The 23,777-nt window shown below is 45.9% G+C and carries 21 protein-coding genes; 4 read left to right on the top strand and 17 right to left on the bottom strand.

All coding sequences use genetic code 11. The features are described from left to right. The first annotated feature begins 16 nt into the window (after positions 1 to 16). Positions 17 to 430 (top strand): acyl-CoA thioesterase, encoded by a 414-nt coding sequence (locus WCW_RS02215; protein ID WP_013181560.1) that lies wholly within the window; start codon positions 17 to 19, stop codon positions 428 to 430. 56 nt (positions 431 to 486) lie between these two features. Here WCW_RS02215 and WCW_RS02210 read toward each other — a convergent pair whose 3' ends face one another. From WCW_RS02210 to WCW_RS02145, 13 genes are all read right to left on the bottom strand, one after another. Then, positions 487 to 2,181 carry an RHS repeat domain-containing protein gene (locus WCW_RS02210; protein ID WP_476723154.1) on the bottom strand — a complete coding sequence of 565 codons (1,695 nt, stop codon included), beginning with the start codon at positions 2,179 to 2,181 and terminating at the stop codon, positions 487 to 489. 144 nt (positions 2,182 to 2,325) lie between these two features. Next, positions 2,326 to 2,595: a hypothetical protein gene (locus WCW_RS10395; RefSeq protein ID WP_041941476.1), complete on the bottom strand. Its 270-nt coding sequence runs from the start codon at positions 2,593 to 2,595 to the stop codon at positions 2,326 to 2,328. After that, positions 2,585 to 2,977 (bottom strand): hypothetical protein, encoded by a 393-nt coding sequence (locus WCW_RS10390; RefSeq protein ID WP_041941475.1) that lies wholly within the window; start codon positions 2,975 to 2,977, stop codon positions 2,585 to 2,587. The genes WCW_RS10395 and WCW_RS10390 overlap by 11 nt, the downstream gene beginning before the upstream one ends. Positions 2,978 to 3,011: 34 nt before the next feature. Continuing rightward, on the bottom strand, positions 3,012 to 3,674 hold the full coding sequence (locus WCW_RS02195) for an RHS repeat-associated core domain-containing protein (RefSeq protein WP_013181555.1): 663 nt from the start codon (positions 3,672 to 3,674) through the stop codon (positions 3,012 to 3,014). A 148-nt stretch (positions 3,675 to 3,822) separates the two neighbouring features. Then, a complete protein-coding gene (locus WCW_RS02190; RefSeq protein ID WP_013181554.1) occupies positions 3,823 to 4,101 on the bottom strand; it encodes a hypothetical protein in 279 nt (92 codons plus the stop codon). Further along, positions 4,095 to 9,305, bottom strand: a complete 5,211-nt coding sequence (locus WCW_RS02185; RefSeq protein ID WP_013181553.1) for an RHS repeat-associated core domain-containing protein — start codon at positions 9,303 to 9,305, stop codon at positions 4,095 to 4,097. Before WCW_RS02185 ends, WCW_RS02190 begins: the two co-directional genes overlap by 7 nt. 292 nt (positions 9,306 to 9,597) lie before the next feature. Continuing rightward, on the bottom strand, positions 9,598 to 10,437 hold the full coding sequence (locus WCW_RS02180) for an MBL fold metallo-hydrolase (RefSeq protein WP_041941714.1): 840 nt from the start codon (positions 10,435 to 10,437) through the stop codon (positions 9,598 to 9,600). Further along, complete coding sequence (locus tag WCW_RS02175; RefSeq protein ID WP_013181550.1) at positions 10,434 to 11,195, bottom strand: enoyl-CoA hydratase/isomerase family protein; 762 nt, start codon at positions 11,193 to 11,195, stop codon at positions 10,434 to 10,436. The genes WCW_RS02180 and WCW_RS02175 overlap by 4 nt, the downstream gene beginning before the upstream one ends. Further along, positions 11,177 to 11,527 carry an AtuA-related protein gene (locus WCW_RS02170; protein ID WP_013181549.1) on the bottom strand — a complete coding sequence of 117 codons (351 nt, stop codon included), beginning with the start codon at positions 11,525 to 11,527 and terminating at the stop codon, positions 11,177 to 11,179. The genes WCW_RS02175 and WCW_RS02170 overlap by 19 nt, the downstream gene beginning before the upstream one ends. Further along, positions 11,528 to 12,868: an acyclic terpene utilization AtuA family protein gene (locus WCW_RS02165; protein ID WP_013181548.1), complete on the bottom strand. Its 1,341-nt coding sequence runs from the start codon at positions 12,866 to 12,868 to the stop codon at positions 11,528 to 11,530. Between the two features lie 160 nt (positions 12,869 to 13,028). After that, positions 13,029 to 14,585, bottom strand: a complete 1,557-nt coding sequence (locus WCW_RS02155; RefSeq protein ID WP_013181547.1) for an acyl-CoA carboxylase subunit beta — start codon at positions 14,583 to 14,585, stop codon at positions 13,029 to 13,031. Continuing rightward, positions 14,586 to 16,277, bottom strand: a complete 1,692-nt coding sequence (locus WCW_RS02150) for an acyl-CoA dehydrogenase family protein (protein ID WP_013181546.1) — start codon at positions 16,275 to 16,277, stop codon at positions 14,586 to 14,588. Between the two features lie 59 nt (positions 16,278 to 16,336). Next, positions 16,337 to 16,846, bottom strand: coding sequence for a hypothetical protein (locus WCW_RS02145; RefSeq protein ID WP_013181545.1), 510 nt, complete (start codon positions 16,844 to 16,846; stop codon positions 16,337 to 16,339). A gap of 123 nt (positions 16,847 to 16,969) precedes the next feature. Between WCW_RS02145 and WCW_RS02140 the strand changes: the two genes are divergently transcribed. After that, positions 16,970 to 17,698, top strand: coding sequence for a hypothetical protein (locus WCW_RS02140; RefSeq protein ID WP_013181544.1), 729 nt, complete (start codon positions 16,970 to 16,972; stop codon positions 17,696 to 17,698). A gap of 50 nt (positions 17,699 to 17,748) precedes the next feature. Continuing rightward, the gene (locus WCW_RS02135) at positions 17,749 to 19,563 is read left to right on the top strand and encodes a glycoside hydrolase family 15 protein (RefSeq protein ID WP_013181543.1); all 1,815 of its coding nucleotides are present in this window, start codon (positions 17,749 to 17,751) and stop codon (positions 19,561 to 19,563) included. Here WCW_RS02135 and WCW_RS02130 read toward each other — a convergent pair whose 3' ends face one another. The 4 genes from WCW_RS02130 to mnmA all read right to left on the bottom strand — a co-directional run bounded on the left by WCW_RS02130 (position 19,564) and on the right by mnmA (position 22,803). Next, the gene (locus WCW_RS02130; protein ID WP_013181542.1) at positions 19,564 to 20,430 is read right to left on the bottom strand and encodes an SDR family oxidoreductase; all 867 of its coding nucleotides are present in this window, start codon (positions 20,428 to 20,430) and stop codon (positions 19,564 to 19,566) included. Positions 20,431 to 20,537: 107 nt separating this feature from the next. Beyond that, a complete protein-coding gene (locus tag WCW_RS02125; protein ID WP_013181541.1) occupies positions 20,538 to 21,344 on the bottom strand; it encodes a hypothetical protein in 807 nt (268 codons plus the stop codon). Between the two features lie 41 nt (positions 21,345 to 21,385). Then, positions 21,386 to 21,742 carry a hypothetical protein gene (locus WCW_RS02120; RefSeq protein WP_013181540.1) on the bottom strand — a complete coding sequence of 119 codons (357 nt, stop codon included), beginning with the start codon at positions 21,740 to 21,742 and terminating at the stop codon, positions 21,386 to 21,388. Next, positions 21,739 to 22,803 (bottom strand): tRNA 2-thiouridine(34) synthase MnmA, encoded by a 1,065-nt coding sequence (mnmA, locus tag WCW_RS02115; protein WP_013181539.1) that lies wholly within the window; start codon positions 22,801 to 22,803, stop codon positions 21,739 to 21,741. The genes WCW_RS02120 and mnmA overlap by 4 nt, the downstream gene beginning before the upstream one ends. Positions 22,804 to 22,874: 71 nt before the next feature. Here mnmA and WCW_RS02110 point away from each other — a divergent pair, with 71 nt between their 5' ends. Beyond that, positions 22,875 to 23,720, top strand: coding sequence for a glycosyltransferase (locus WCW_RS02110; RefSeq protein ID WP_013181538.1), 846 nt, complete (start codon positions 22,875 to 22,877; stop codon positions 23,718 to 23,720). Positions 23,721 to 23,777: the final 57 nt, after the last annotated feature.

Below are 23,777 nucleotides of genomic sequence, written 5' to 3'. Positions count from 1 at the left end.
AGAAGAGGTAGTAAAGATGTTTGTCGGAAAAAATCAGGTGAGGATGCACGATATGGATATGGCCGGACTGCTTTATTTCCCTAGGCAGTTCCGATTTGTGCACGATACATTAGAAGATTTTATGTCCCAAGAAGGGATGCCGTTCGAAACACTCTTTTACGAAAAAGATTTTATGTTTGTGATTGTCCACTGCGAATCCGATTATTTCCACTCAATGAGGCTAGGAGATGACCTTGAAGTGCATATGGTGTGCAAGGAAATTGGCCGCACTTCATTTACCCTGTCATATCAAATTTACCGCGAAGATGGATTGGAAGTTGGCCGAGCCAAAACCGTTCATGTCACCATTGATAAGAAAAATCGAAAGAAAATTCCCATTCCCAAGCTGTTAAAAGATGTTTTAATGAAGCACTACTCGCGAGATTCTTAAATTGTCCTGGTCAAGACTTGATCTGACAGTCAGCATATTTTTTACATAGCCTTCACCTACGCCCCGCCATAGACAAACCCTGCCATCGTGGAGACTTCGGTTCCCATTCCATATCCCAAGCTCGACTGCCAGTTATCACACACGTAATCTCCCAGCATCCAGCTGCTCGCTCCCCAGCTGGTATCATCCAATATGCCTCGGGAAAAGCTTCCAAAAAACGTCCCTTGCGTCCCGGGCCTGTTCATCTGCTGATGCTCGATTGCCGACAGACCGTCCGGATCCACATATTTCAAAGGGTTATTGTGCACATAGGCATAGAGGTTCGGGCCGTCTGCAAACCAGGCGGGGTCCGCTGTTGTCCACCTTCCCCAAGAAGGTGCATAATAACGCCTCCCAAAATAAACCCAGCCCGTCTCCTCATCTACCCGCTTGGAAGAAAAACGCCATGGAGACACTGTTTCTTGAAACAACTCCTCTCCAAATGCTGAGTAACGATAGACCTCTGCCTTTCCGGCTGGACTGAGCAAAAGGGCAACATTCCCCCTTAAATCATGCTGGGGAACGTACTTGATGCCATCGATTTCAAACAGCACTGCCGAGCCGATTTCTTCAGCGGGGTTGCCTAAGATCCTCAACTGACGAATCCTCCCCTGCTCAAGCAAACCAATCTCTTTATCGCCGCTATAGAGATAGTGTTGCTGCAAAGATCCCTCTTGGTTCAGTACCGTTCGACTCAGCCGGCGATGAAAGGGATCGTAGGTGTAGAGGTAAGTGCACTCTTGCGTGTGCACTTCAATCAGGCGATCGAGAGCGTCATAGACACAATTGTGCTCTGTTTCAAAAGATTCTAAGTTGCCATTTTGATCGTAGGAAAAATGCCGGCCGTCGAGATCGATAAGCTGGTTTAAATCGTTTACCTGATAGTGCGATTGATCTTTTAGCCGTCTGTTTGCAAAGGAGTCTGAATGATAGGTGTACTCCGCAAATCCAGACTCTGATACGAGTTGATCTAAATGATCGTAGCGATACTGACAGTTGACCTCCCCTAACGGGTCGATCTGCTTTAACGCGGTCAAATTCCCAACGGCATCATAGGTACACTCCTGAACCAGTTTCTCCGACTCCAATGCAAGGGGAGCTCCGTTTAAGTTATAATGATACACTGTCTTGCCTGCCGTGCGTGAATGGGTCTCTTTTACCCGCCCTGACAAATCGTAGGCATACTGGTGAATACAATGATCCCGCGCAACAGACAACAGATGCTCTGCATTGTAGGTGTAGTTGATTGTGGAGCCGTCGGGAAGCGTCTGCTTGATTAAACGCCCTAAGGGGTCATAAGCATAGTCGATAGTGTAATCGCCGAAGCTTTCTGAAAGGATGTTTCCATGGGCATCAAAGACTCTTTCAAGTGTTGTTTGATGGATCTGATCTGTGGTTTGAACGATCTGATCGTTCAGGTCGTAGCAATAATGGTCATGCACGGTTCCATCGGATGAGAACAGTTCTTTTAATCGATCTAGAGGGTCATAAACGTGGATGATCGCTTTGCCGTCCGGTTTGTAGATGCAGGCAACTTTCCCTGTCGGTGTATAGTCGGTCCGAGTGATCTTCCCTTCAGGTTCGATGATGGCTGTCTGCCTGTTTAAGGCATCGTATTCAAATGCTGTGAAAAGCGTTCTTTCATGTGTCTGATCGACATAGACACGATCTTCTCTTTCTAAGAGATTGCCGGCGGGGTCGTAAACGAAGATGGCTGTATGAAGGGGGTTTCCTAAGGGGTCGAGCTTCTCTTCTTTGATGAGGTTGTTTTGGCTGTCAAATAGCGAGCGGGTCTGCCGGCCGAGCCGATCTCTTCAGGGGGATCGCCTAAGACCCTCAACTCGACTGCCAATTATCTATTTAAATTCATTAGGAATATTTTTAAGTTGCTCTTCTAAAGACCAGTTAAAAGGCATTTCGTTTTTTTCAGCCCAGTTCGCTCCCTCACTGATCCAACATTTTCTATAATGCTTAGCAGCCTCTGTAGAACAGTCTTGATAGCCAAATTCAACACCACAACAAGGACAATAATCAAAAGAGGGGGTAGCACCATCTTCTCCCCAAGGAGGATCGTCTAGAACAAGACCACAAACCCTACAATTTTTTTTTAATTTATCATTGGCCATAAAAGTACTCAAGATTAGTTGAATGTCTATGTTTTGATGGATCTGGCTTAAAAAGTGTTTTAGGAATTCCATCCTTGGTATATGAGCCGAATGTATTGCTACGAGAATCATATTTCAATATTTCTCCGTTCGGTCTAGTTCTTGATAAAGCACTTGGATCTCTTAAAAAATTATGAGCTCGATCTACATACTCCTTTGCATTATTTAACTCAGGAAATTCATTACCATGATCCTTCCAATGTTTATAAGCATTAGTTACCGATGATCTTTTCTTTGTCTCGGACCAAATCTGTCCCTTTCCTCCATTCGAAACAACATCCTTCACAGGCCGTTCAATCTTTGGCGCAATCTCCCTAGAGATCTTAGCTGCCATCCCTTCCATCTTGCACGCAGCCTTCACCTCCTTCTCTGCAAAGTTAAGCCAACGCGCCGCCCGGTTCAGGCCCTTTCCCGGCAACACCAAGCAGCTTCGCCTCCGTTCCGCCATAGACAAGACCTGTCATCATGGAGACTCCGGTCCCCATTCCATATCCCAAGCTCGACTGCCAGTTATCACACACGTAATCTCCCAGCATCCAGCTGCTTGCTCCCCAGCTCGTATCATCTAATATGCCTCGGGAAAAGCTTCCAAAAAACGTCCCTTGCGTCCCGGGTCTGTTCATCTGCTGATGCTCGATTGCCGACAGACCGTCCGGATCCACATATCTCAGAGGGTTGTTGTGCACATAGGCATAGAGATTAGGGCCGTCTGCAAACCAGGCGGGGTCCGCTGTTGTCCACCTTCCCCAAGAAGGTGCATAATAACGCCTCCCAAAATAAACCCAGCCCGTCTCCTCATCTACCCGCTTGGAAGAAAAACGCCATGGAGACACTGTTTCTTGAAACAACTCCTCTCCAAATGCTGAGTAACGATAGACCTCTGCCTTTCCGGCTGGACTGAGTAAAAGGACAACATTCCCCCTTAAATCATGCTGGGGAACATACTTGATGCCATCGATTTCAAACAGCACTGCCGAGCCGATCTCTTCAACAGGGTCGCCTAAGATCCTCAACTGACGAATCTCTCCCTGCTCAAGCAAGCCGATCTCCTTATCGCCGCTATAAAGGTAGCGCTGCTCATTGAGAAGATTTCCCTGATGGCAAACCGTTCGACTCAGCCGGCGATGAAAGGGATCATATCCTAAAAGTTGAGCGCCAAGGTGTCTGATTAAGTCTCGTCTAGTTTACTTAATAAAAAAGTTCGTTATACTCATCTTTTACGTTCTGAATTGAGTGAAAATACACACCTGGAGATTCTTCTAAATCAACTCCTAATAAATAGGTTAAACCCGAGAATATGGTCGAAATGTCCTCCTTAGGATCAAATTCGAGCAATCCTCTTTCGTCTTTTTCAATCATTTCAGAAGCCCAACGACTAGCTTCCCCAAAAGATTTTTTTTCTTCAATAACATCTAAAAACACTTTGCGAACTGAATCCAAAGTAAGCATTACCATGATTTTTACCATATTTTTTCCAATAAACCATTCTGATCAAAAAAATAGTGACGTTTAGGTTGAAAAGAAGTTTGAGGTCGTACCTGCCTGACTTTCAAAGAAGAATCCAGAGTTTCATGCCATCCTCTAGATAATCCCGTGGCAGGATCAAACTCATGAACATATCTTCTTCCAATCATTTCTCCTGGAGTGCGAGGAAGCTTAAGAGTACCATAATATCTAACTCTACCATTTTCGAGATGTCGAGTAGTTTCCTTTCCATATTTTTGACTATAAAATAAATGACGATTAAGGTCTGCTCCTGATTTTGAACTAAGAGCCTGGTAATTCCCCTTTCCTCCATTCGAAACAACATCCTTCACAGACCGTTCAATCTTTGGCGCAATGTCTCTTGAGATCTTAGCTGCCGTTCCCTCCATCTTGCACGCAGCCTTCACCTCCTTCTCTGCAAAGTTAAGCCAACGCGCCGCCCGGTTCACCCCCTTCCCTGCAGCACCAAGCAACTTCGCCTCTGTTCCGCCATAGACAAGACCTGCCATCATGGAGACTCCGGTCCCCATTCCATATCCCAAGCTCGACTGCCAGTTATCACACACGTAATCTCCCAGCATCCAGCTGCTTGCTCCCCAGCTCGTATCATCTAATATGCCTCGGGAAAAGCTTCCAAAAAACGTCCCTTGCGTCCCGGGTCTGTTCATCTGCTGATGCTCGATTGCCGACAGACCGTCCGGATCCACATATTTTAAAGGGTTGTTGTGCACATAGGCATAGAGGTTCGGGCCGTCTGCAAACCAGGCGGGGTCTGCTGTCGTCCACCTTCCCCAAGAAGGTGCGTAATAACGCCTCCCGAAATAGACCCAGCCCGTCTCTTCATCTACCCGCTTGGAAGAAAAACGCCACGGAGAAACCGGTTCCTGAAACAACTCCTCTCCAAATGCTGAGTAACGATAGACCTCTGCCTTTCCGGCTGGACTGAGCAAAAGGACAACATTCCCCCTTAAATCATGCTGGGGAACGTACTTGATGCCATCGATTTCAAACAGCACTGCCGAGCCGATCTCTTCAGCGGGGTTGCCTAAGATCCTCAACTGACGAATCTCTCCCTGCACAAGCAAACCAATCTCCTTATCGCCGCTATAGAGATAGTGTTGCTGCAAAGATCCCTCTTGGTTCAATACCGTTCGACTCAGCCGGCGATGAAAGGGATCATAGGTATAGAGGCAGGTGCACTCTTGCGTGTGCACTTCAATCAGGCGATCGAGAGCGTCGTAGACACAATTGTGCTCTGTTTCAAAAGATTCTAAGTTGCCATTTTGATCGTAGGAAAAATGCCGGCCGTCGAGATCGATAAGCTGGTTTAAATCGTTTACCTGATAGTGCGATTGATCTTTTAGCCGTCTGTTTGCAAAGGAGTCTGAATGATAGGTGTACTCCGCAAATCCAGACTCTGATACGAGTTGATCTAAATGATCGTAGCGATACTGACAGTTGACCTCCCCTAACGGGTCGATCTGCTTTAACGCGGTCAAATTCCCAACGGCATCATAGGTACACTCCTGAACCAGTTTCTCCGACTCCAATGCAAGGGGAGCTCCGTTTAAGTTATAATGATACACTGTCTTGCCTGCCGTGCGTGAATGGGTCTCTTTTACCCGCCCTGACAAATCGTAGGCATACTGGTGAATACAATGATCCCGCGCAACAGACAACAGATGCTCTGCATTGTAGGTGTAGTTGATTGTGGAGCCGTCGGGAAGCGTCTGCTTGATTAAACGCCCTAAGGGGTCATAAGCATAGTCGATAGTGTAATCGCCGAAGCTTTCTGAAAGGATGTTTCCATGGGCATCAAAGACTCTTTCAAGTGTTGTTTGATGGATCTGATCTGTGGTTTGAACGATCTGATCGTTCAGGTCGTAGCAATAATGGTCATGCACGGTTCCATCGGATGAGAACAGTTCTTTTAATCGATCTAGAGGGTCATAAACGTGGATGATCGCTTTGCCGTCCGGTTTGTAGATGCAGGCAACTTTCCCTGTCGGTGTATAGTCGGTCCGAGTGATCTTCCCTTCAGGTTCGATGATGGCTGTCTGCCTGTTTAAGGCATCGTATTCAAATGCTGTGAAAAGCGTTCTTTCATGTGTCTGATCGACATAGACACGATCTTCTCTTTCTAAGAGATTGCCGACGGGGTCGTAAACGAAGATGGCTGTATGAAGGGGGTTTCCTAAAGGATCCAACTTCTCTTCTTTGATGAGGTTGTTCTGGCTGTCAAATAGCGAGCGGGTCTGCCGGCCGAGGGGATCGGTTTTGGTGGTGGCGGGCTGCTTGCCATAGGTATAGGTAAAATGGGTTTCGTTTCCATTGGGGTCGATGGTTTTTGTCACTTGACCTAAGGCGTTATACTCCTTGGAGGCTGTCTCCAAGCCGTTGTCTGTCAAACGGGTGCGCTTAACGAGGTTGCCGTCGAAGTCGTAGGAAAAGAGGGTTTTTGAAAAAAGGGTGCCTTCTTGATCTTCGATCCGCTCTTCAATGACTTGATCTAAGGGATCGAAGATTTTAATGGAGACGCGGTATTGCCCTTCGGCAAATTTTTCCCATGTTTGATTCTGCCTGCCGAGGGAATCGTAGCCGTAGAGGGTTTCACGCTCTCCGCATGTTTTTGAAGCGAGCCTTCCGGCTCCATCATAGCTGTATTCGGTGACTGTTCCTTCGGGATCGATCTCTTTTATGAGATGGTAGGCGTTATAGATCCAGTATTTCGATAACAGAAGCTCTTCTTTATCAGAGTAAACCTCTTCTGAGGTTTTCCGCTTTTTGTAGTCGTGGGTGTAGACGGTGCGCGTGCCGTTTTGGTCGATGTGCTGTTCTAATACGCCGTCTGTTTGATAGATGTATCTCTCTTCTGTTCCATCGGGATATTTGATATGGTAGGGAAGGCCGTATGCGGTATATTTTTTCTGCGTCAGGTGTCCATTGCCGTCGATGACTTGTGTCTGATTATCGTCGATATCGTAGCGATACTCTTCAACGGCGCCCTCCGGAAGTGTTTTTTTGATCAACCGGTCAAATTCATCGTAAGCGTAATGAGTGGTATTGCCATAGATATCGGTTGAGGAGGTGCAGTTGTGCTTGTAGTCGTAGGTATACGACTCGGTTAGGAAAACGGGCCGACGGATTGTTCTTTTGATTAAACGGTTAGAGAAATCGTATGTGCATTCCTCTTCTTGTGTCGGGGTGATTTTCTTGCGGCAGTTGTCATGGGCATCATAGGTATAGGTTGAAACTCTTCCTAATGGATCTTTTTCCCAGGTGACTTTGCGGTGCTCGTTGTATTTCCATTCGCGAGTGGAGGCATGATTGCCTTCTGAGTCGTAAATATCTTGCTTAATCAGGCTGCCGCACCGATCGTAGGTGTTGATTGTTTTTTTCAGGAAGATTTCTTCTTGCGTCTCAAGGTTCAGGTAAAACTCTTCGACGATTCTCGGAAGGCCTACAGGTGATGTTGTTGTCGGCTGTGTACGTGTGATTAATCTTTGCGATACTCCTGTTAAGTCGGAAACATGGGGTGTGCTGCCGTTATCTTTGATCTCTTCAATGACTGCGCCTGCGGCATCATATGTGTAAAAAGTTCTCTCTTTTATGCCATCGCTATCCGATATGATCTTGGAAGCTATTTGAGAAGAGTCTCCTACATAGGTGGTGTGGACGGTTTGCCTGCCGTCATTTTTTTCGGTGACGAGATTGCGGTCATTGTACTTGTAATGGATGTGATGACTCTCGTACTTTATTTTTTTTCTCCGCCCAGAGACGTACCTAGGTGGATATACGGATTGATATAAAGGTAGATATTCAGGCAGTTTTTCGCATAATCCGGTTAAGTTGCCTACAATGGTGCATTGGGAAATATTTCGCTGGTCGTCGTAGTGTTGGAAATAACCTTTTGAGATCTTCTCCGATTCATCATGTTTGCAGCTAAATGCGAAATAGTGGCTATCCCAAAAAAATCTTTCTGTTCGGTAAATCTCTTCTGTTCGGGTGTAATCCTCAATACAGGTCAGACGCTGCTTGTTGTTAAAGGTGTACACTTTCTTATAGTCATAAGCATCCCTTACTTCACAAAAGCCGCTAATTGGGCCTTTTGCCCGATTTTTATCTTGTAAATAATAGTAAAATCGATGTGTGGCAATGGGGGCTGCACTTGTTCCAACGGGTGCCCGAAGCTCGGCGACTCGTCCGATACGCCGGTCGTCTTCATATCTGATATTGACTTTTCTGCCGCCAATGGTTGGTTTTCCCTTCTCATAATATTGAATTTCTGTGAAATGGGTATCGACTTGAAGCATCCGCTTGACGATGCGGCCATCTTTCCAGTCGTAAGCTGTGTGCGCTGCAACAGGTCTTGAAACATAAGCAATCTTTTCGTTCTTATACAACATTGTGGCCCATTGGCCGTCATGCAAGTTTAAGTCGAGCTGCTTCAGTTCTTTGTTGTTGTAATGCCTGATGAATTTAAGGGAGCCTAGCATGAGGTCCCGGCTGTCGTAAAATTTGACACAGTCAATCACAACGTTGCCGGGCCCTTGATAACTATAGCTTTGATATGTTTGGTTGTCGCTTATCTTTTGATTCATCCGCATCCAGTTGCGAAAAGGAGAGTCTGAAAACGCGGTAAACTGCCACTCCTCCCCATTTTCATGAGCAATCTTGATTGCAGGATAAGGATCGCATTTCAAATAAACCTTTCGCTTCATGACGTTATAGCGCGCGCTATCTGATCCCTGAAGTCCGTTGATCACTCCCCATTTGAGATGGTCGCTGGCATAGCTTAAATGCTCATAGTCTGTGTTTAACTCCCCTTCATACTGCAAAACCCCTGCTCCATCATTAATATGAACGATTGCCGGGCCTTCTGATACTACACACTTATGGCGGATTGCTAAAGTGTGGTAGTTATCGTTCCACGCCCCCCAAGCTCCGCCAAGTATTCCGCCTCCAAGGTTTCCGCTATTGTAAAAACGTTTGTAAATAATCGGTACGGGGCCTGGAACATAAAGGTCTGTTTCAACGAGGAAGTAATTGCCTGTGACGACATTGACGCAGCCGGCAACGATGCCTGAAGGCGCTTGAAAACGGTCTGAAAGAAGCTCCACTTGATTCTCTTCATCGCTGTAAATCAAAAACGGAAGGAAAACAAAAATCAATAATCGCTTCAGCATCGACAACTCCATTTTTTATGGACATGGATCCTAATCGACTCGACAATTTATTGATAAGAATTATTTATGGATAATTCTCCACGGAAAAATGGGCGCAGGATGCTATTTGAAGACTCATGAACCTATCCCGATATTGCTATTTGTGCAGATGTTTTTTCTTTTTGAGAAATTTTCTTCGACCGCTTCGCTGTGAATCTTAGTGAAGATTTACAAGAAGCGGTCGAAAAAAAGAGCCAAAAAGAAGGAATAGATGTCAAATTTGAATATCGGGATAGGTTCATTATCATAATCGTTATAATTCCACCGGCTCTCCAAAATACCTCCCCTCTTCATTCTGCTTCAATGCAGCGCAGGCAATATTGGGGTCGTGAGTGTAGAAAAATCTCGCACCCTTTTCCAACAAAGACTCGTAAAGCTCCCGCTTTTCGTCCACTTTCAGCTCAGGAAACCGATCATATCCCATCGTCAACGGCAAATGCACCCAAGCGTTTCCCGGGATAAGATCGGTCACAAAAATAAGAGGACCATCATCGGTAGCAAGCTGAGAAAGCATCATCCCTCGAGTATGCCCTTCCGAAAAACGGAACGTGACTCCGAAATTCAAATCAGGATGCTCGGGTTTATCGATGAGAACAAGTCGATCGGATGCGTGCAGTAGCTCATGAAGAAGCGGAATAAACGATGCGCGCTCGCGGGGATGCGGATTTTGTGCATATTCCCAATGCTCTGCTCCCACATAGTAAACAGCATTGGGAAATTTCAATTTTGGAGGATCGTCTCCATATTCAGGCAGAAGTCCTCCCGCATGATCAAAGTGCAAATGGGAAAGCACAACGATGTCGATATCTGCCTCCCCCACGCCGCTCTGATTGAGATTTTTGAGCAAGAGATCCTCTTCAGGTTCGATCCCAAATCTCTTTTTTAGCTCGGGATCGAAAAATGCCCCAACTCCAACTTCAAACAAGACGTTGCGGCCATCATCTAAGCGAACCAACAGTGCGCGCGTCGCAAGCGGAATGCGGTTTAGATCGTCAGGATACACCCACTTCTCCCACATCGCTTTAGGCGCGTTGCCAAACATCGCGCCTCCATCAAGATGTTGACGGTTTCCTTCAATTGCAAAAAATTTCATTGTTTTAACCATTTCGGTTCCCGCTTTTCAATAAACGCCAAAGCGCCTTCACGCGCCTCCTCGGAAGCCCGGGACTGGAGATGAAAACTCTCAGCGACTTTCCAAGAATGCTCCAAAGGCGAAGAATCTAATTTTTCAAGCAATTCCTTACTTAAACGCATGGTTTGAGGAGCTCCTTTCAAAATCTGAGCTAAAACTTTCTTTGTTTCATCCGCTAAGCTTCCATCGGGAATCACACGTGTGACTAATCCCATTTCGCAAGCCCGCTGCGCCGAAACTGGATCTCCTAGCAACAACAGCTCTTTCATTTCTCTCATCCGCATTTGCTTCTGGAGCAGTGCACTCACGAAGCCGGCAACGATTCCTTTTCGCACTTCAGGAAACCAGATTTTTGCTCCCTCCTCCGCATAGACGAGATCGCATGCAGACATGATGGCAGCCCCTCCGGCAACTGCAGCGCCATGTACACCGCAGACTGTCGTCAACGGAAAAGAATAAATGATGCTGAGCAACCGACTTAAACAATCAGCAGAATCCCTGGATTTGCTAAGGTCTGACATTTCCCGCAAATCAAGACCTGAACAAAATACAGGCCCTTCGCCAATGAACAAAACAGCGCGCTGATCGGAATCCTGTCTGATCTCATCAAGAGCTGCGATCATCTCCTTCATCAATGCACAAGAGAGGGCATTCCGCTTTTCCGGACGGTTCATCCGGATCACTGTATAATGATCGTTTTTTACAACCTGCACCGACATAACACATCCTCCGGAACCACGAGTTCCAATTCAAGCAACGCCTGCCCAAGAGCTTTTCCTTGCGCATCAATCCTAAGCGAGCGGCTTCCTCCTTCTCCTAAAATCCCTTTGAGAAAAAAATTTAATGCTCCCAAATTTGGCAGCAAATAGCGCTCTGTCTCTTCTACACCCATCTGTTCAAAAAAGGCATGGACGATCTCTTCTGTCAGGTTTTCCGCCAAAAATCTATAGCCATCTTCTGTATAGGCAATGACTCCAACATTGGCATGCCTTCCTTTATCTCCGCTTCTTGCGTAGGCGATTTCCCTAAGCCGCACCTTTTCTTTGATCACTTAAGCCTCCACCCACTCAACGGATAAATGCACAAGATCCACGGGAATCAGACAGGGCCAGAAACCAAATACTTGACGCGTTTTCGGCCGTGCATGGAAATAGCCTGTAACCCCTTGCGGACCGCTCGTAACCAAAGGAGCGATCGCTTTTGCAAAGCAGTCGATCGCCTCTCTTCTACTGTCCTTGGCACCGATACGCAGCATCCCTTCGCGAAGATTCCGATCATCAATAGGCTGCATCACGCCCTTGACGACGTCTCCTAAGCCTATGCATTCAACATGCGTGCTTTCCAAAACAAACCCCGCCTGCTTCACCCTTTCAAAAACCATTTGTCCGCAAAGAGAAGCCTTTTCCCTTAGATAAGTGCCGAAAAGAGCCACCATCCCTTCCGCTGCAAACCCATCGCGAAATGTCGCACTCACCTTATAAGTACTCGGAGGCGATCTTCCAATAGCTCCGCTCACTTGTATCCTGTTTTCGCCTCTTTCCTCCAAAGACAGCTCTAAAAAAGAGACCTCTACATCCGGGCTGAGATAGCGATCGGGATCTCCAATCTCATAAAGAAGCTGTTCTTTAACTGTCTGTTCATTGACAACACCACCGGTTCCTTCCGGTTTCGTCACGACAAATGTCCCGTTGGCCTCCACTTCTACGATAGGGAAACCCAAATTTTCCCTATTTTCAATGTCAAGCCAATGCGTGGAAATCCCGCCGGTCACCTGTGTTCCACACTCAATCAAATGCCCCGCAACGGTCGCTTGTGCAAGCTGATCATACGCATCAAGCTTCCAGTTAAAATGCGAAATGCAGCAAGCTACAACTAAACTCGGATCTGCAACCCTTCCGGTAATCACAATATCTGCTCCCCGATTCAATGCTTCCGCGATTGCAGCTGCCCCAACATAAGCATTTGCTGAAACGAGAAGAGGCCGAACGCTTTCCACCTCTTCTCCGGTATCTAAATTGAGATACTCTCCCCCTCGAGCGATGATCTCGAGTACATCATCTCCGATCACAACCGCTATTTTCTTACTGTTCTTTAACATCTCAGCGCAAGATCGCGCGCAAGCTATAGGATTCAATCCTCCGGCATTCACCACCACTTTAACGTGCGAACCTTTCTCCCAGTGCGGGATCAATCCGCGCAATTCTTCGATAAAATCTCTGGCATACCCCAGAGAAGGGATACGCTCCTTCTGTATTGCCAAAAGGGAAAGGGAGACCTCGGCAAGGTAATCCATCGTGAGATAGTCAAGATCGGGCTGAAGCGCAAGCAGGCGCGCCGCCGCACCTGCTTGATCACCCCAAAACCCTTGAGCATTTCCTATCTTAACCCGCATTTCTCATAACCTCTTGGTGAATCTGGACAATCTGCCCGGCCATCTTTGCTTTCAAATACCCTCGCCTTGGTCATCTGACAATGTTCTCGGGTACTTGAAAGCAAATCCGACCAAACATCTTGCCCACCTTCACCGAGATCTTGTGAGAAATACAGGTTAATCATACCTGCATCACTCCGGTGTGAAACGTTTTTTCAGACAGGGGCGCTCGCTTGACAAACCGCAAGCAATTGGTTAACACTTTACGCGTCTCATGGGGAGCTATGATTGCATCGATCCATCCTCTTGCTGCTCCATAGCGAATATCCATCTGCTGCGCATACGATTCGCGAATTTTTTGGAATACGTCCGTGTTTTCTTCCTTTTCCGCTTGTTTAGCGCGAATGCTCAGCAAAGTCCCGGCCGCCTGATCGGCTCCCATCACAGCATATTTGGCATTTGGCCAAGCAAAAAGAAAGTTGGGATCATACGCTTTGCCGCATAAGGCATAATTCCCTGCTCCAAATGAATTTCCCACCACTACAGTAATTTTCGGCACGATCGAATTGCTCACAGCATTAACAAGCTTAGCTCCTGATCGGATGATCCCCGCTTGCTCGGCAGCTTCTCCGACCATAAATCCCATGACATCCTGAAAAAAGATGAGGGGAATCTTGGTTTGATTGCAATCCATCACAAAACGAGCCGCCTTGTCCGCACTATCGGCATAAATCACCCCGCCAATCTCTACCTCTCCTCTTCCTGTCTTCGTCTGGTGCCGTTGGTTAGCGATCACTCCCACTGGATGCCCGTCAATTTTTGCAAAGGCTGTCACAAGAGGCTTGCCATAATCGGCCTTATATTCCAGGATCGATTCCTTATCGACAATACAGGCCAAAAGATCGCGGGCATCATAAGCTGCATCCATCAAATCGTAAAGATGATCCGGCGGCATTTCTGTCTGATAGCTGCTTTTCACGGATTCATCCATCGGCAGTAAATCAGCCAACGCACGCAAACGCTCCAAGCATGAATCGTCGTTCTCTTCCAAAAAATCCACAGTGCCGCTGATCGATGCGTGCATTTCAGCTCCGCCAAGCGCTTCGGGATCCACTTCGTGGCCAATCGCCGCCTTTACAAGAGCAGGTCCTGCCAAATTCAAACTACTCCCTTTGGTCATCAAGAGTTTATCGCATAATACAGGGAGATACCCCCCTCCAGCGATGCAGTTGCCCATAATCGCTGCGTATTGCGGAATCCCGGCAGCTGAGATGATGGAGTTATTGCGGAAAATTCGTCCAAAGTCATCCTCATCTGGAAAAATTTCATCCTGCATCGGCAAAAACACGCCCGCCGAATCCACCAGATAAATGATCGGCAGCCGGCATTCAAAAGCGATCCGCTGCGCACGCAGAATCTTTTTCACTGATTGAGGGAACATTGCCCCTGCTTTCACCGTTGCATCGTTGGCGATAACCATAAAGTCTCTGCCGCAAACCTTGCCGATACCTGCCACAACACCTGCAGATGGAGCCCCGCCCCATTCAGTATACATTCCGTAAGCAGCCCATAATTGCAATTCCTGAAAATGAGCCGCATCATCCAGCAACTTTTCCAGTCTCTCGCGCACAGTCAGCCGTCCATACTTGCGCTGCCTTTCGCGCCCTTTCTCCCCGCCTCCTTGCCTAAGCCTCTGTTCTTCGGCTTGCAACTCTTCTGTCAACCGGAGCAAAGTCATCTAAATCCCTGTGATCGCGTCAGCCAACTTAACACTTGCTTCATCATCATTTGATCCAATCCCTTTGAACCATCGACGGCACAGGGCAAGCTGGCTTCGAATAAAATAGATCCCTACGGACAAGTCTCTGCCCGATGGTTTATCGGTATCAAGCTTGCTTAAAACAGCACTCATGGTATACACCGACATCGCAATGGAAGCGATCCTGTTTAACTGCAGCTGACACTCGACAATGTCCTCACCGTGCTTTGCAAGAAGGCCCGCAGAATACCAATGCAATTTTCGAAGAACCGCCGCCAACTCTTTCGCTTCTTTACTCAGCCGCTGCGATCTAACAGGAATCGCAGGCAAAAACAGCCGGCTAAACAATTTTCCTGCATTGGAAAACACTCCTTTTTGAAGCTCGACTCCTAAACCGCGCATGCCAACGGCGCCGATGAACGCTCGCAACACCTCGTTGGAACCTTCGCCGATCATGTTCAAACGAGCATCGCGCATCATCCTCTCATAAGGCTGGTCGGTAAAAAATGAACGGCCTCCCAAAATCTGCATCACTTCATAGATAATTTCCCAAAGCGCATCGCTCGTAAACACTTTGAGAATGGCTGATTCAAGCATAATATCTTCTACCCCGCTATCAATCAAACCGGCAGTAAGATACGTCGAGGCATCCATCGCATAAAGAAGAGAACAGATCTTGGCAATTTTCTTTTTTACCAAGGAAAATGAAGCCAACGGACGCTTAAATTGATACCGCTCCCTGGCGTGTTTAACACCTAGCTGCACCAGCTCTCGAGCCGCTCCCGTACACATCGCACCAAATGTTGTGCGGCCATAATCCAACAATGTTAAACACACCTTGAGGCCGCCTCCTAGAGGGCCTAGGATATTTTCCTCCGGAACTTCGAGATGATTGAATGCTAAGTTCGCAGTCCATGCCCCTCGCGTTCCCAACTTGTCCAATGCCTTATCACGAACAATAAACCCCGGCATGTCCGGAGTTACCAAAAATGCTGTGACACGCTCTTGAACTCCCTCCTTGGTCTCCACCTCGGTTTTTGCCATGACCGTCAAAATATCGGCAATGCTTCCATTGGTTGTCCACTGTTTCAAACCATTGATACGATAAACTTTTTTTTCAGGGTCATAAACTGCCTTCGTCTCCACACCATTAGCATCCGATCCTGCATTTGGCTCCGTCAGTGAAAATGCCGCATACTTCTTCCCTTTTGCCAAATCAGGAAGCCATTTTTCTTTCTGCTCCTCTGTTCCGAAAAGAAGAAGAGCTTTAAGCCCGATGCTTTGATGGACATTGATAAACAGCGCAGTCGATCCACATTGCCGGGCAATCCGATCGGTTACCTTGCAGTAAGCGCGTTGAGACATGCCTAAACCAGCATACTCCTTCGGCACAGTCATTCCAAGCACACCCATGTCTGCCAGCCCTTTCAACACCTCATCAGGAATTTGCGCTTGGCGATCGATTTCAGCAGCATTAAGATGAACACTGGCAAATTCTGAGACTTTGCCAACAAATCTCGCAGTTTCTTCCTCTTCCGATTTTTCAGGGTAGGGATAAGGGAACACAAGCGAGTGATCAAACTTCCCTAAAAACAGCTGCTTGGCAAAACTTGGATTTTTCTTCTCGGAAAAAAGCAACTCCTCCGCTAATTTTTTTTCTTCTTCGTCCATAAACCCATCCACATATTGGTTAGTAAACTTGAAAATTGAAAATTTGACAAGGAGACAGATTAAATTTTGATTTTTCCAAATAGATCTCCAACATTTACCGAACCAAAAAAATCGCTCGCAACATTTACTATTGCCATCTGCTCCTCATTCAACGACTCGCTTACCTTATAAAATCGGATCGTTCCGCCTCCATATCGATACTGGATTCGAGCATCATCCGAAAGAGAGAATTCTTCTTTCTCAATCCCTTTCATCACGCTTAAAAAAATTGAATGGATCAAGCAAGCCGTATCGCGATCATGCAGATGATAAAAAGGAGCAAGGTGAGAGGAAAAGATAAAATCCTTAACAGGCTCTGCCATGTACACAACATTCAATGAACCAGAAGTTCTAACTCTTGGTTTAAATTGCCCCTCTTTAAGAAGCCTGATCTGGATTGTCCCTTGATAGGTCCCGTTTTCATACATCTTAAACCTTTGCTTTTCAGCGCGCCCATCCAATAGATTGGCAACCAAATCAGGCAGAATCTGCCAACCGCTCTCCATCTTAATGCTTGTGCTCAATGACATTGCTTATCCTCCCAAAAATTAAAAAAAAATATTTTTCATCTTAAACGATCTTGTTTTTTTTAAAGAAGTTTAAATGGATAAAGCGTATATTAGCTGTTTTTTCACTTTTCTAGAGGTATCAAAATGACTTTGACACAGATATTTCACAAACTTTCGGACAATCTAACACAAAACCTTACCCAATTAATTCTTAGCGCTTTTCTACTTTTTATCTCCTCGAATCCTTTATTTTCAGAAACAAAGGGAAAATTGGAAGTGGCTGCAAGCTATGTGCATATTGATTTGATTGAGTCGGGCATTACCATGAAAGATATCGATATGCCTGCAATCAGAGTCGAAGGCGCCTGGAACATGGGAAAAGGCATGTACATTAAACCGTTCGGAATGTGGGGGAAAAAAGATGAAAGTGAATTGATCACTGCAGGCGCTTGTCTTGGAGTATGCATCCCTTTGGGAAAGTGTTTTCTCGTCTCTCCCAGTGTAGGAGCCAATTATACGCGTTTAGACACAACCATTGATCTGTTATTCGGCGATGGCAGATTTTTCACCTTTGACGAGACATTTGACGGATGGGCTCCCTATATAGGTCTTGAAATCACTTACCGCCTGCGTTCAAATCTCCGTTTGAGCCTCAGCGGGCAGTATGCATGGAGCCGATCAGAAACAGAAATTAAAGACCTTCTTAAAGCAACAAGCGACTCGCGCGGCCCGGCTTACGCAGCGATGATCGAATATGACTTTTCCGACTACTGGTCGGTGAATTTCGCAACTGCCTACAACGAAAGTTATAGCCGGGAAAAGAACGGAATCAGAGGCCGCGGCGGCAAAATCGGGCTGGTCCGCTGGTTTTGAATTTGACAAATCCTCTTAAAAGCTCTAATTTGAGGTTTTAAGAGGGCTATATGGTTTACAAACGAATTGAAGATTACGGAATCATCGGCGACCTCGACACAGTCGCTCTTGTGGGAATTGATGGCTCCATTGATTTTATGTGCTTTCCCTACTTCGATTCTCCTTCTGTATTTGCTTCTCTGCTAGATCACAAAAAAGGGGGACGGTTTCTGATCGCCCCTCAAATCGAAAATGTTGTCCGCAAACAGATGTATCTTCCCGGATCCAACATCTTGCTGACCCGGGCCCTTTGCAGCGGCGGCATCAGCGAAATATCCGACTATATGGTGATCCACGAAGAGGAGTATCACAACACACTTGTAAGGCGTGCTAAAGCCGTCAGAGGAAGAGTGAAGTTCAGAATCGAATGCAGCCCCCGTTTTGATTACGCTCGATGCAGCCACAAAGTACGTCAAAAGGGCAATGAAGTGATTTTCATCCCGGAAAATGAAAAGATCGATGCCATCCGTCTTAAATCGGAATTTCCTCTAAACGTCCAGAACGGCGATGTCGTTTCGGAATTTATCCTGGAAGAAGGAGAAACAGCGACCTTTATTCTTGAACTTGGAGAAGATGAAGAGATCACCCCTTCCACGCATCCCTCCTATGCAGTCAAAAGCTTCAAAGATACGATGAATTATTGGCAGCGCTGGATCAGCCGCTCCAACTACCGCGGACGCTGGCAGGAAATGGTCAACCGCTCCGCTCTCACATTGAAATTATTGACTTCGAGAAAATATGGATCGATCGTTGCCTCCCCCACTTTCGGATTGCCGGAAGAATTAGGCGGAGAGAGAAATTGGGACTACAGATTCACCTGGATCCGCGACGCTTCTTTTACTCTTTACGGATTGATGCGATTGGGATTCGTTGAAGAATCGGAAGCGTTCATGAAATGGGTTTGGGATAGATGTGCCGATATGAATCCCAACTCCCCTCTGCAAATCATGTATGGAATCGACGGCCGCAAAACCCTCACGGAAGAACCTCTACCCCATTTTGAAGGGTATGAAGGCTCCTCTCCTGTCAGAATCGGCAATGGCGCTTATGATCAGCTGCAGTTAGATATCTATGGAGAGTTGATGGATTCTGTTTATCTTTACGACAAATACGGCAAAGGAATCTCCTTCGACCTATGGGATAAATTAAAAATCCTCATTGATTGGGTGACAAATAACTGGCAGCGAAAAGACGAAGGGATCTGGGAAGTACGAGGAGGGCAGAAGGAATTTCTTTACTCCCGTGTCATGTGCTGGGTAGCCGTCGACCGAGCAATGAGGCTTGCCCAAAAACGTTCTCTAGCCGCCCCGATGGAAAAGTGGCACGCAGTCAGAAATCAAATCCATGAAGACATCATCAAAAATTTTTGGGATCATAAACATCAAGCCTTTGTGCAATATAAAAACAGCCAATCAGTCGATGCTTCGAATCTTCTCATGCCCATGATCCGCTACATCAGCCCTGTCGATCCACGCTGGCTATCCACCTTGCAAGCCATGAAAAAAAATCTCGTCGAAGACTCTCTTGTCTTCCGCTATCGCACCCAGGAAGGAGCTCCAGACGGCCTCCAAGGATCTGAAGGAACCTTCAACATGTGCTCCTTTTGGTATGTAGAGTGCCTTTCCCGCTCAGGAGACGTGCAGCAGGCACGCTATCTTTTTGAGAAAATGTTAAGCTATGCTAATCACCTAGGTTTATATGCAGAAGAGCTTTCAGTCGAAGGACGGCAACTTGGAAACTTTCCTCAAGCCTTCACCCATCTCGCATTAATCAGTGCAGCCTTCGAATTGAACCGAAGCTTAGACAACCACAGAATCCTCTGGTGATTATCCTCCAGAAGTAAATCCTGGATAAAGCGTCATCCCTCCGTCAACGAAAAAGCTGACTCCACAGACATAGTCTGCTTCATCAGAGGCCAACCACACTGCCGCTCTCCCAATATCGTCCGCTTCGCCAATGCGGTTATAAGGAATGAGCGACATTAATGACTTGTAGGCCTCGGGAGTGTCCCATGCAGAGCGATTGATCGGTGTACGGATAGCTCCGGGACAAATGCTGTTCACTCGAATTTTATAGCGGGCAACCTCTTGAGCAATGCTTTTCATCATCATCATGATTCCCCCCTTGGAGGCGGCATAGTTGACATGACCCGCCCAAGGGATCACTTCATGCACAGAACTGATACAAATAATTTTTCCAGCAGAACAAGAGACCTTCTCTTTGACCCCCTGACGCATAAATTCCCTGACAGCTTCACGAGCGCAAAGGAACTGCCCTGTCAAATTGACATTGATCACTTTATTCCATTTTTCCAAGGTCATCTCGTGAAAGGGAGAATCCTGCTGAAGCCCTGCATTATTGACCAAGATATCGATTGCTCCGAACTGCTTAATCATCCCCTTAAACATCCCCTGTACCTGGCTCTCATCGGAGACATCTGTTTGGTGCGCAAACACCTGAACTTCAGGGTTTTTTTGTTTAATCTCTTCGACAGTTTCCCCGGCTGCCGCTTCGTTGGAAGCATAATTGACAACAATATCAGCTCCTGCTTGAGCAAGAGAAAGCGCAATGCCTTTACCAATACCGGAGTCCCCTCCCGTCACCAAAGCTTTTTGCCCTTTTAAAACCTTCCTTATCCGGCACGAAGGCACCGCTGCATCGGGAAGACTTTCTTCTGGTTGCACATTTTCCATTGAGAATTCCCCTTCAATCGTTTTCCCTCAATCTAATTAATTGATTCTCTTTTGGCAAATGCTAAAAAGAAAATATGGCGTGATTTCACGCCATATTTTCCCAAATGTTAGAGATGTTTCCCTTTAAGTTTCTTGTTTTGTTTTTGCAAATGCTCCACTTCTTCACTGAGCAAAACAAGCCGGGCACTGTTTCTAATTTCCACCGGACCATCCGGTATTTCTTTCTTCAAAACAAAACGTCTTGCTGCCGCCAAAGGTTCAGTTAAAGAAACAGCTTCTCTATCGGAGAAAAAATCTTCCAACCGATTGATAATACTCTGAATATCAATTTTTTCTGCTAATTTCTCCGCTTTTTTAGAATCAATTTCATAGATACTGATTAAATGGCTGCCAAGCTCAGTATACATTCTTTTTGCTTCATGAAACGTGTTCTGCATTTTGTTACCCTCAACGCTGGCCATATGCGGATAGCACCCCGTTGATAAATAACTCACTCCGGTACTGACTACATTAAAGAGAGTAGAAATCGAAGCAGGAATCCAACTCAAAGCATAAGTTGGCCCGCAAGTCGTAAAACTAACGAGACTGGTCACAGCATAAAGGCCGCAGCCGCCATTCAACCAGTTGACGGCGACCTTATCTGTACGTTGACCGACTTCAAAAATACGCTCCTGCTTTTCAGTCAATGGTCTTAATGACTCATCATCGCCAATCCGAGCCAAATGGATAAGCTGCACGGTTCGCGATTCACCGTCAGGCAGGAAGAGCACTCCTTCCAACCTCTCAGCAGCTCGATCGATTCCTTTTTTAGAAAACAGGCTTTCAACAGACTCAACTTCTTTATTATTAAGTACTTTTGAAATTTCTGGAAATTCTTTTCTCCAAGGATAGCAGTTATTTGTTAAACAACTCATTTTAAACCTCATTATTTTAATTTTAAATTTTATTTTTTAAATTAAAATAATAATTTTGTTGGAGGGTGGGATCTGGATTTTAATACTTCCAATTTCGCTTCGTCATAAGACGGGGAAACAGGGTGGAAGTGAAGAGAAATCACTAAAAGTTCTGTCAAGAACTTTTCATGATGAAGAATAAAAGGTAGATCTTGAGCGTCTTTTCCTGTAGGCGAATTTCCCTGTCTTTTAGGTTGCGATCTCTCCTCTTGCCACTCATGTTGAGCAATGCATGAATGAGCTTTGAATGTCGTGAAGCTCTCAAATTCGGAGTTGCCTACTCGCTCAATTTTCGCCGCAGGAAAGCTGAACAGCTCTACAAAAATGGCTAAAAATAAAATAGAGAGAGATTTTCTCATCGAATCATCCCTCCGCCAAGGCAGACATCGCCGTCATAAAACACAATCGACTGTCTCGGAGTCACTGCACGCTGCTTTTCCGGGAATTCTACGCGAGCAATGCCCTCTTCGATCGCTGTAATCCGGCAGGGCTTGTCCTTCTGACGATAGCGGATCTTCGAAGAGCAGACAAACGTTTTTTCCGGAGCTCCCTTTGAAGAAACCCAAGAGAGTTCATCCGCATACAAATCAGTTGCGTATAAAGCTGGATGATCAGCTCCTTGTTCGACAAATACAATGTTTTTCTCGACATCCTTGCCAACAACAAACCAGGCATCTCCCGCGCCGCCAATCCCTAACCCTCTACGCTGGCCAATGGTATAAAATGGAACGCCGTCATGCCGACCTACAGTTTTCCCATCCATTGTTTGAAACTCGCCTGGAGCAAAAGAGATGTACTGACCTAAAAATTCTTTAAAATTCCTCTCTCCGATAAAGCAAATTCCTGTGCTGTCCTTTTTGGAATGGACCGGAAGATTGTGACGACGGGCGATCTCTCGCACCTCTTTTTTTGGGAGAGAGCCAATCGGAAACAGCACACTCTGCAAAATATCGCTTTTGATCATGTAAAGAAAATAGCTTTGGTCTTTATCAGGGTCGGCCCCCTTCAGCAACTGTGCTTCCCCTTCGTAAATCCGAGTACGGCAATAGTGGCCAGTCGCTAGATAGTCTCCGCCAAGCTCTTTCGCTTTTTCAAATAACACTTTAAATTTTATCTCACGGTTGCACAACACATCCGGATTTGGAGTATGCCCTTTTTTAAATTCCTCAAGGCAATCAGCAAAAACCGAATCCCAATATTCCTGAGAAAAATTGACTCCGTAATAAGGAATGTCCAAAAGATCGCATACGCGTGAAACATCTTCGTAATCTGCCGCAGAAGAGCATTGACCGTCACTATCTTTCTCTTCCCAGTTTTTCATGAAGAGGCCAATGACCGAATACCCCTGTTGCTTGAGCAACAGGGCTGCAACGGCTGAATCAACACCTCCGGACAAACCTACGACAACAGTTCTTGACATTTAAACAACTTATATTTAAATATTTGAAAATATTATACAAAATATTTACATAAAATGCAACTTTTTCCCATATGGAACTCAGCAATTACCCTCATCCGTATTTAAAAGATATTTTCCAAGAATTTACCCGCTGGAAGCAATGGGAAAAGATCGAACCGGAAGGTTTTATCATCGGCTGCAACTGGAAAATGCAAGCAATGATCCCTTGGTGGTGGGAGCACTATAGCAAATACAACGCCCTTCCTGTTACATTCATCGATATGGGACTGTCAGACACCATGCGGCACTATTGCGAAAGAAGAGGGCGAGTTGCTCCACTTCTCATTCCTAAATATTTGTTAAAAAAACGGATTCTTCTTCCGGAACAATTGAAAGAAAAGCATTCTACCAAAGCGTTGAGAAAGAAAAATTTGGAGCGCTTCTCCTATTTTTTCAAACCGTTCGCACTACTACAGTCCCCTTATCAGCACTCTGTCTGGATCGATATCGACTGCCGGGTACAAGCCTCTCTTTCTCCGATTTTCGACTATTGCAAAAACGGAATTGCCCTAACTCCCATGTCCCCTTATAAACAGTTGAACCCGGCGCAGCAGCAAAAACCTTCCGATGATCAAGTTCTTTTTAACAGCGGAGTCATCTGTTTTCAAAGAGGAGATGCCTTGATCAACGACTGGACTGTTGCTTCTGTCTGCAGAGATCAGTGGTATTTTGGCGATCAAGATATTTTAAATGCTCTCATCTACGAACAAAGGATCGAGGTCAACCGCCTGCCGAACACCTACAATTGGATCGTCAAGGAGTGGGGTCAAAACCCTGAAGCAAAGGTGGTCCATTTTGCCGGATTATTCAAAAGCTTCAACCATCATCGTTTTTCAAGCTTCAATATTCAGATGCCAAAAAAACCCTACCACTGGTAATTTTTGTAAGTTCAATTTAATTAAAACTTAACAATTAAAAAATATAATTTTATTTTA

It is taken from the genome of Waddlia chondrophila WSU 86-1044, assembly GCF_000092785.1.
Taxonomy (GTDB): Bacteria; Chlamydiota; Chlamydiia; order Chlamydiales; family Waddliaceae; genus Waddlia; species Waddlia chondrophila.
This window is presented reverse-complemented; position numbering and strand designations above follow the sequence as displayed.

Coding starts and splice junctions, on each gene's coding strand:
- WCW_RS02190 (WP_013181554.1), bottom strand. CDS start 4,101: ATGGTAAAAATCATGGTAATGCTTACTTTGGATTCAGTTCGCAAAGTG.
- WCW_RS02110 (WP_013181538.1), top strand. CDS start 22,875: ATGGAACTCAGCAATTACCCTCATCCGTATTTAAAAGATATTTTCCAA.
- WCW_RS02150 (WP_013181546.1), bottom strand. CDS start 16,277: ATGGACGAAGAAGAAAAAAAATTAGCGGAGGAGTTGCTTTTTTCCGAG.
- WCW_RS10395 (WP_041941476.1), bottom strand. CDS start 2,595: ATGGCCAATGATAAATTAAAAAAAAATTGTAGGGTTTGTGGTCTTGTT.
- WCW_RS02155 (WP_013181547.1), bottom strand. CDS start 14,585: ATGACTTTGCTCCGGTTGACAGAAGAGTTGCAAGCCGAAGAACAGAGG.
- WCW_RS02135 (WP_013181543.1), top strand. CDS start 17,749: ATGGTTTACAAACGAATTGAAGATTACGGAATCATCGGCGACCTCGAC.
- WCW_RS02145 (WP_013181545.1), bottom strand. CDS start 16,846: ATGTCATTGAGCACAAGCATTAAGATGGAGAGCGGTTGGCAGATTCTG.
- WCW_RS02125 (WP_013181541.1), bottom strand. CDS start 21,344: ATGAGTTGTTTAACAAATAACTGCTATCCTTGGAGAAAAGAATTTCCA.
- mnmA (WP_013181539.1), bottom strand. CDS start 22,803: ATGTCAAGAACTGTTGTCGTAGGTTTGTCCGGAGGTGTTGATTCAGCC.
- WCW_RS02120 (WP_013181540.1), bottom strand. CDS start 21,742: ATGAGAAAATCTCTCTCTATTTTATTTTTAGCCATTTTTGTAGAGCTG.
- WCW_RS02185 (WP_013181553.1), bottom strand. CDS start 9,305: ATGCTGAAGCGATTATTGATTTTTGTTTTCCTTCCGTTTTTGATTTAC.
- WCW_RS02140 (WP_013181544.1), top strand. CDS start 16,970: ATGACTTTGACACAGATATTTCACAAACTTTCGGACAATCTAACACAA.
- WCW_RS10390 (WP_041941475.1), bottom strand. CDS start 2,977: ATGGAAGGGATGGCAGCTAAGATCTCTAGGGAGATTGCGCCAAAGATT.
- WCW_RS02175 (WP_013181550.1), bottom strand. CDS start 11,195: ATGTCGGTGCAGGTTGTAAAAAACGATCATTATACAGTGATCCGGATG.
- WCW_RS02165 (WP_013181548.1), bottom strand. CDS start 12,868: ATGCGGGTTAAGATAGGAAATGCTCAAGGGTTTTGGGGTGATCAAGCA.
- WCW_RS02130 (WP_013181542.1), bottom strand. CDS start 20,430: ATGGAAAATGTGCAACCAGAAGAAAGTCTTCCCGATGCAGCGGTGCCT.
- WCW_RS02180 (WP_041941714.1), bottom strand. CDS start 10,437: ATGAAATTTTTTGCAATTGAAGGAAACCGTCAACATCTTGATGGAGGC.
- WCW_RS02215 (WP_013181560.1), top strand. CDS start 17: ATGTTTGTCGGAAAAAATCAGGTGAGGATGCACGATATGGATATGGCC.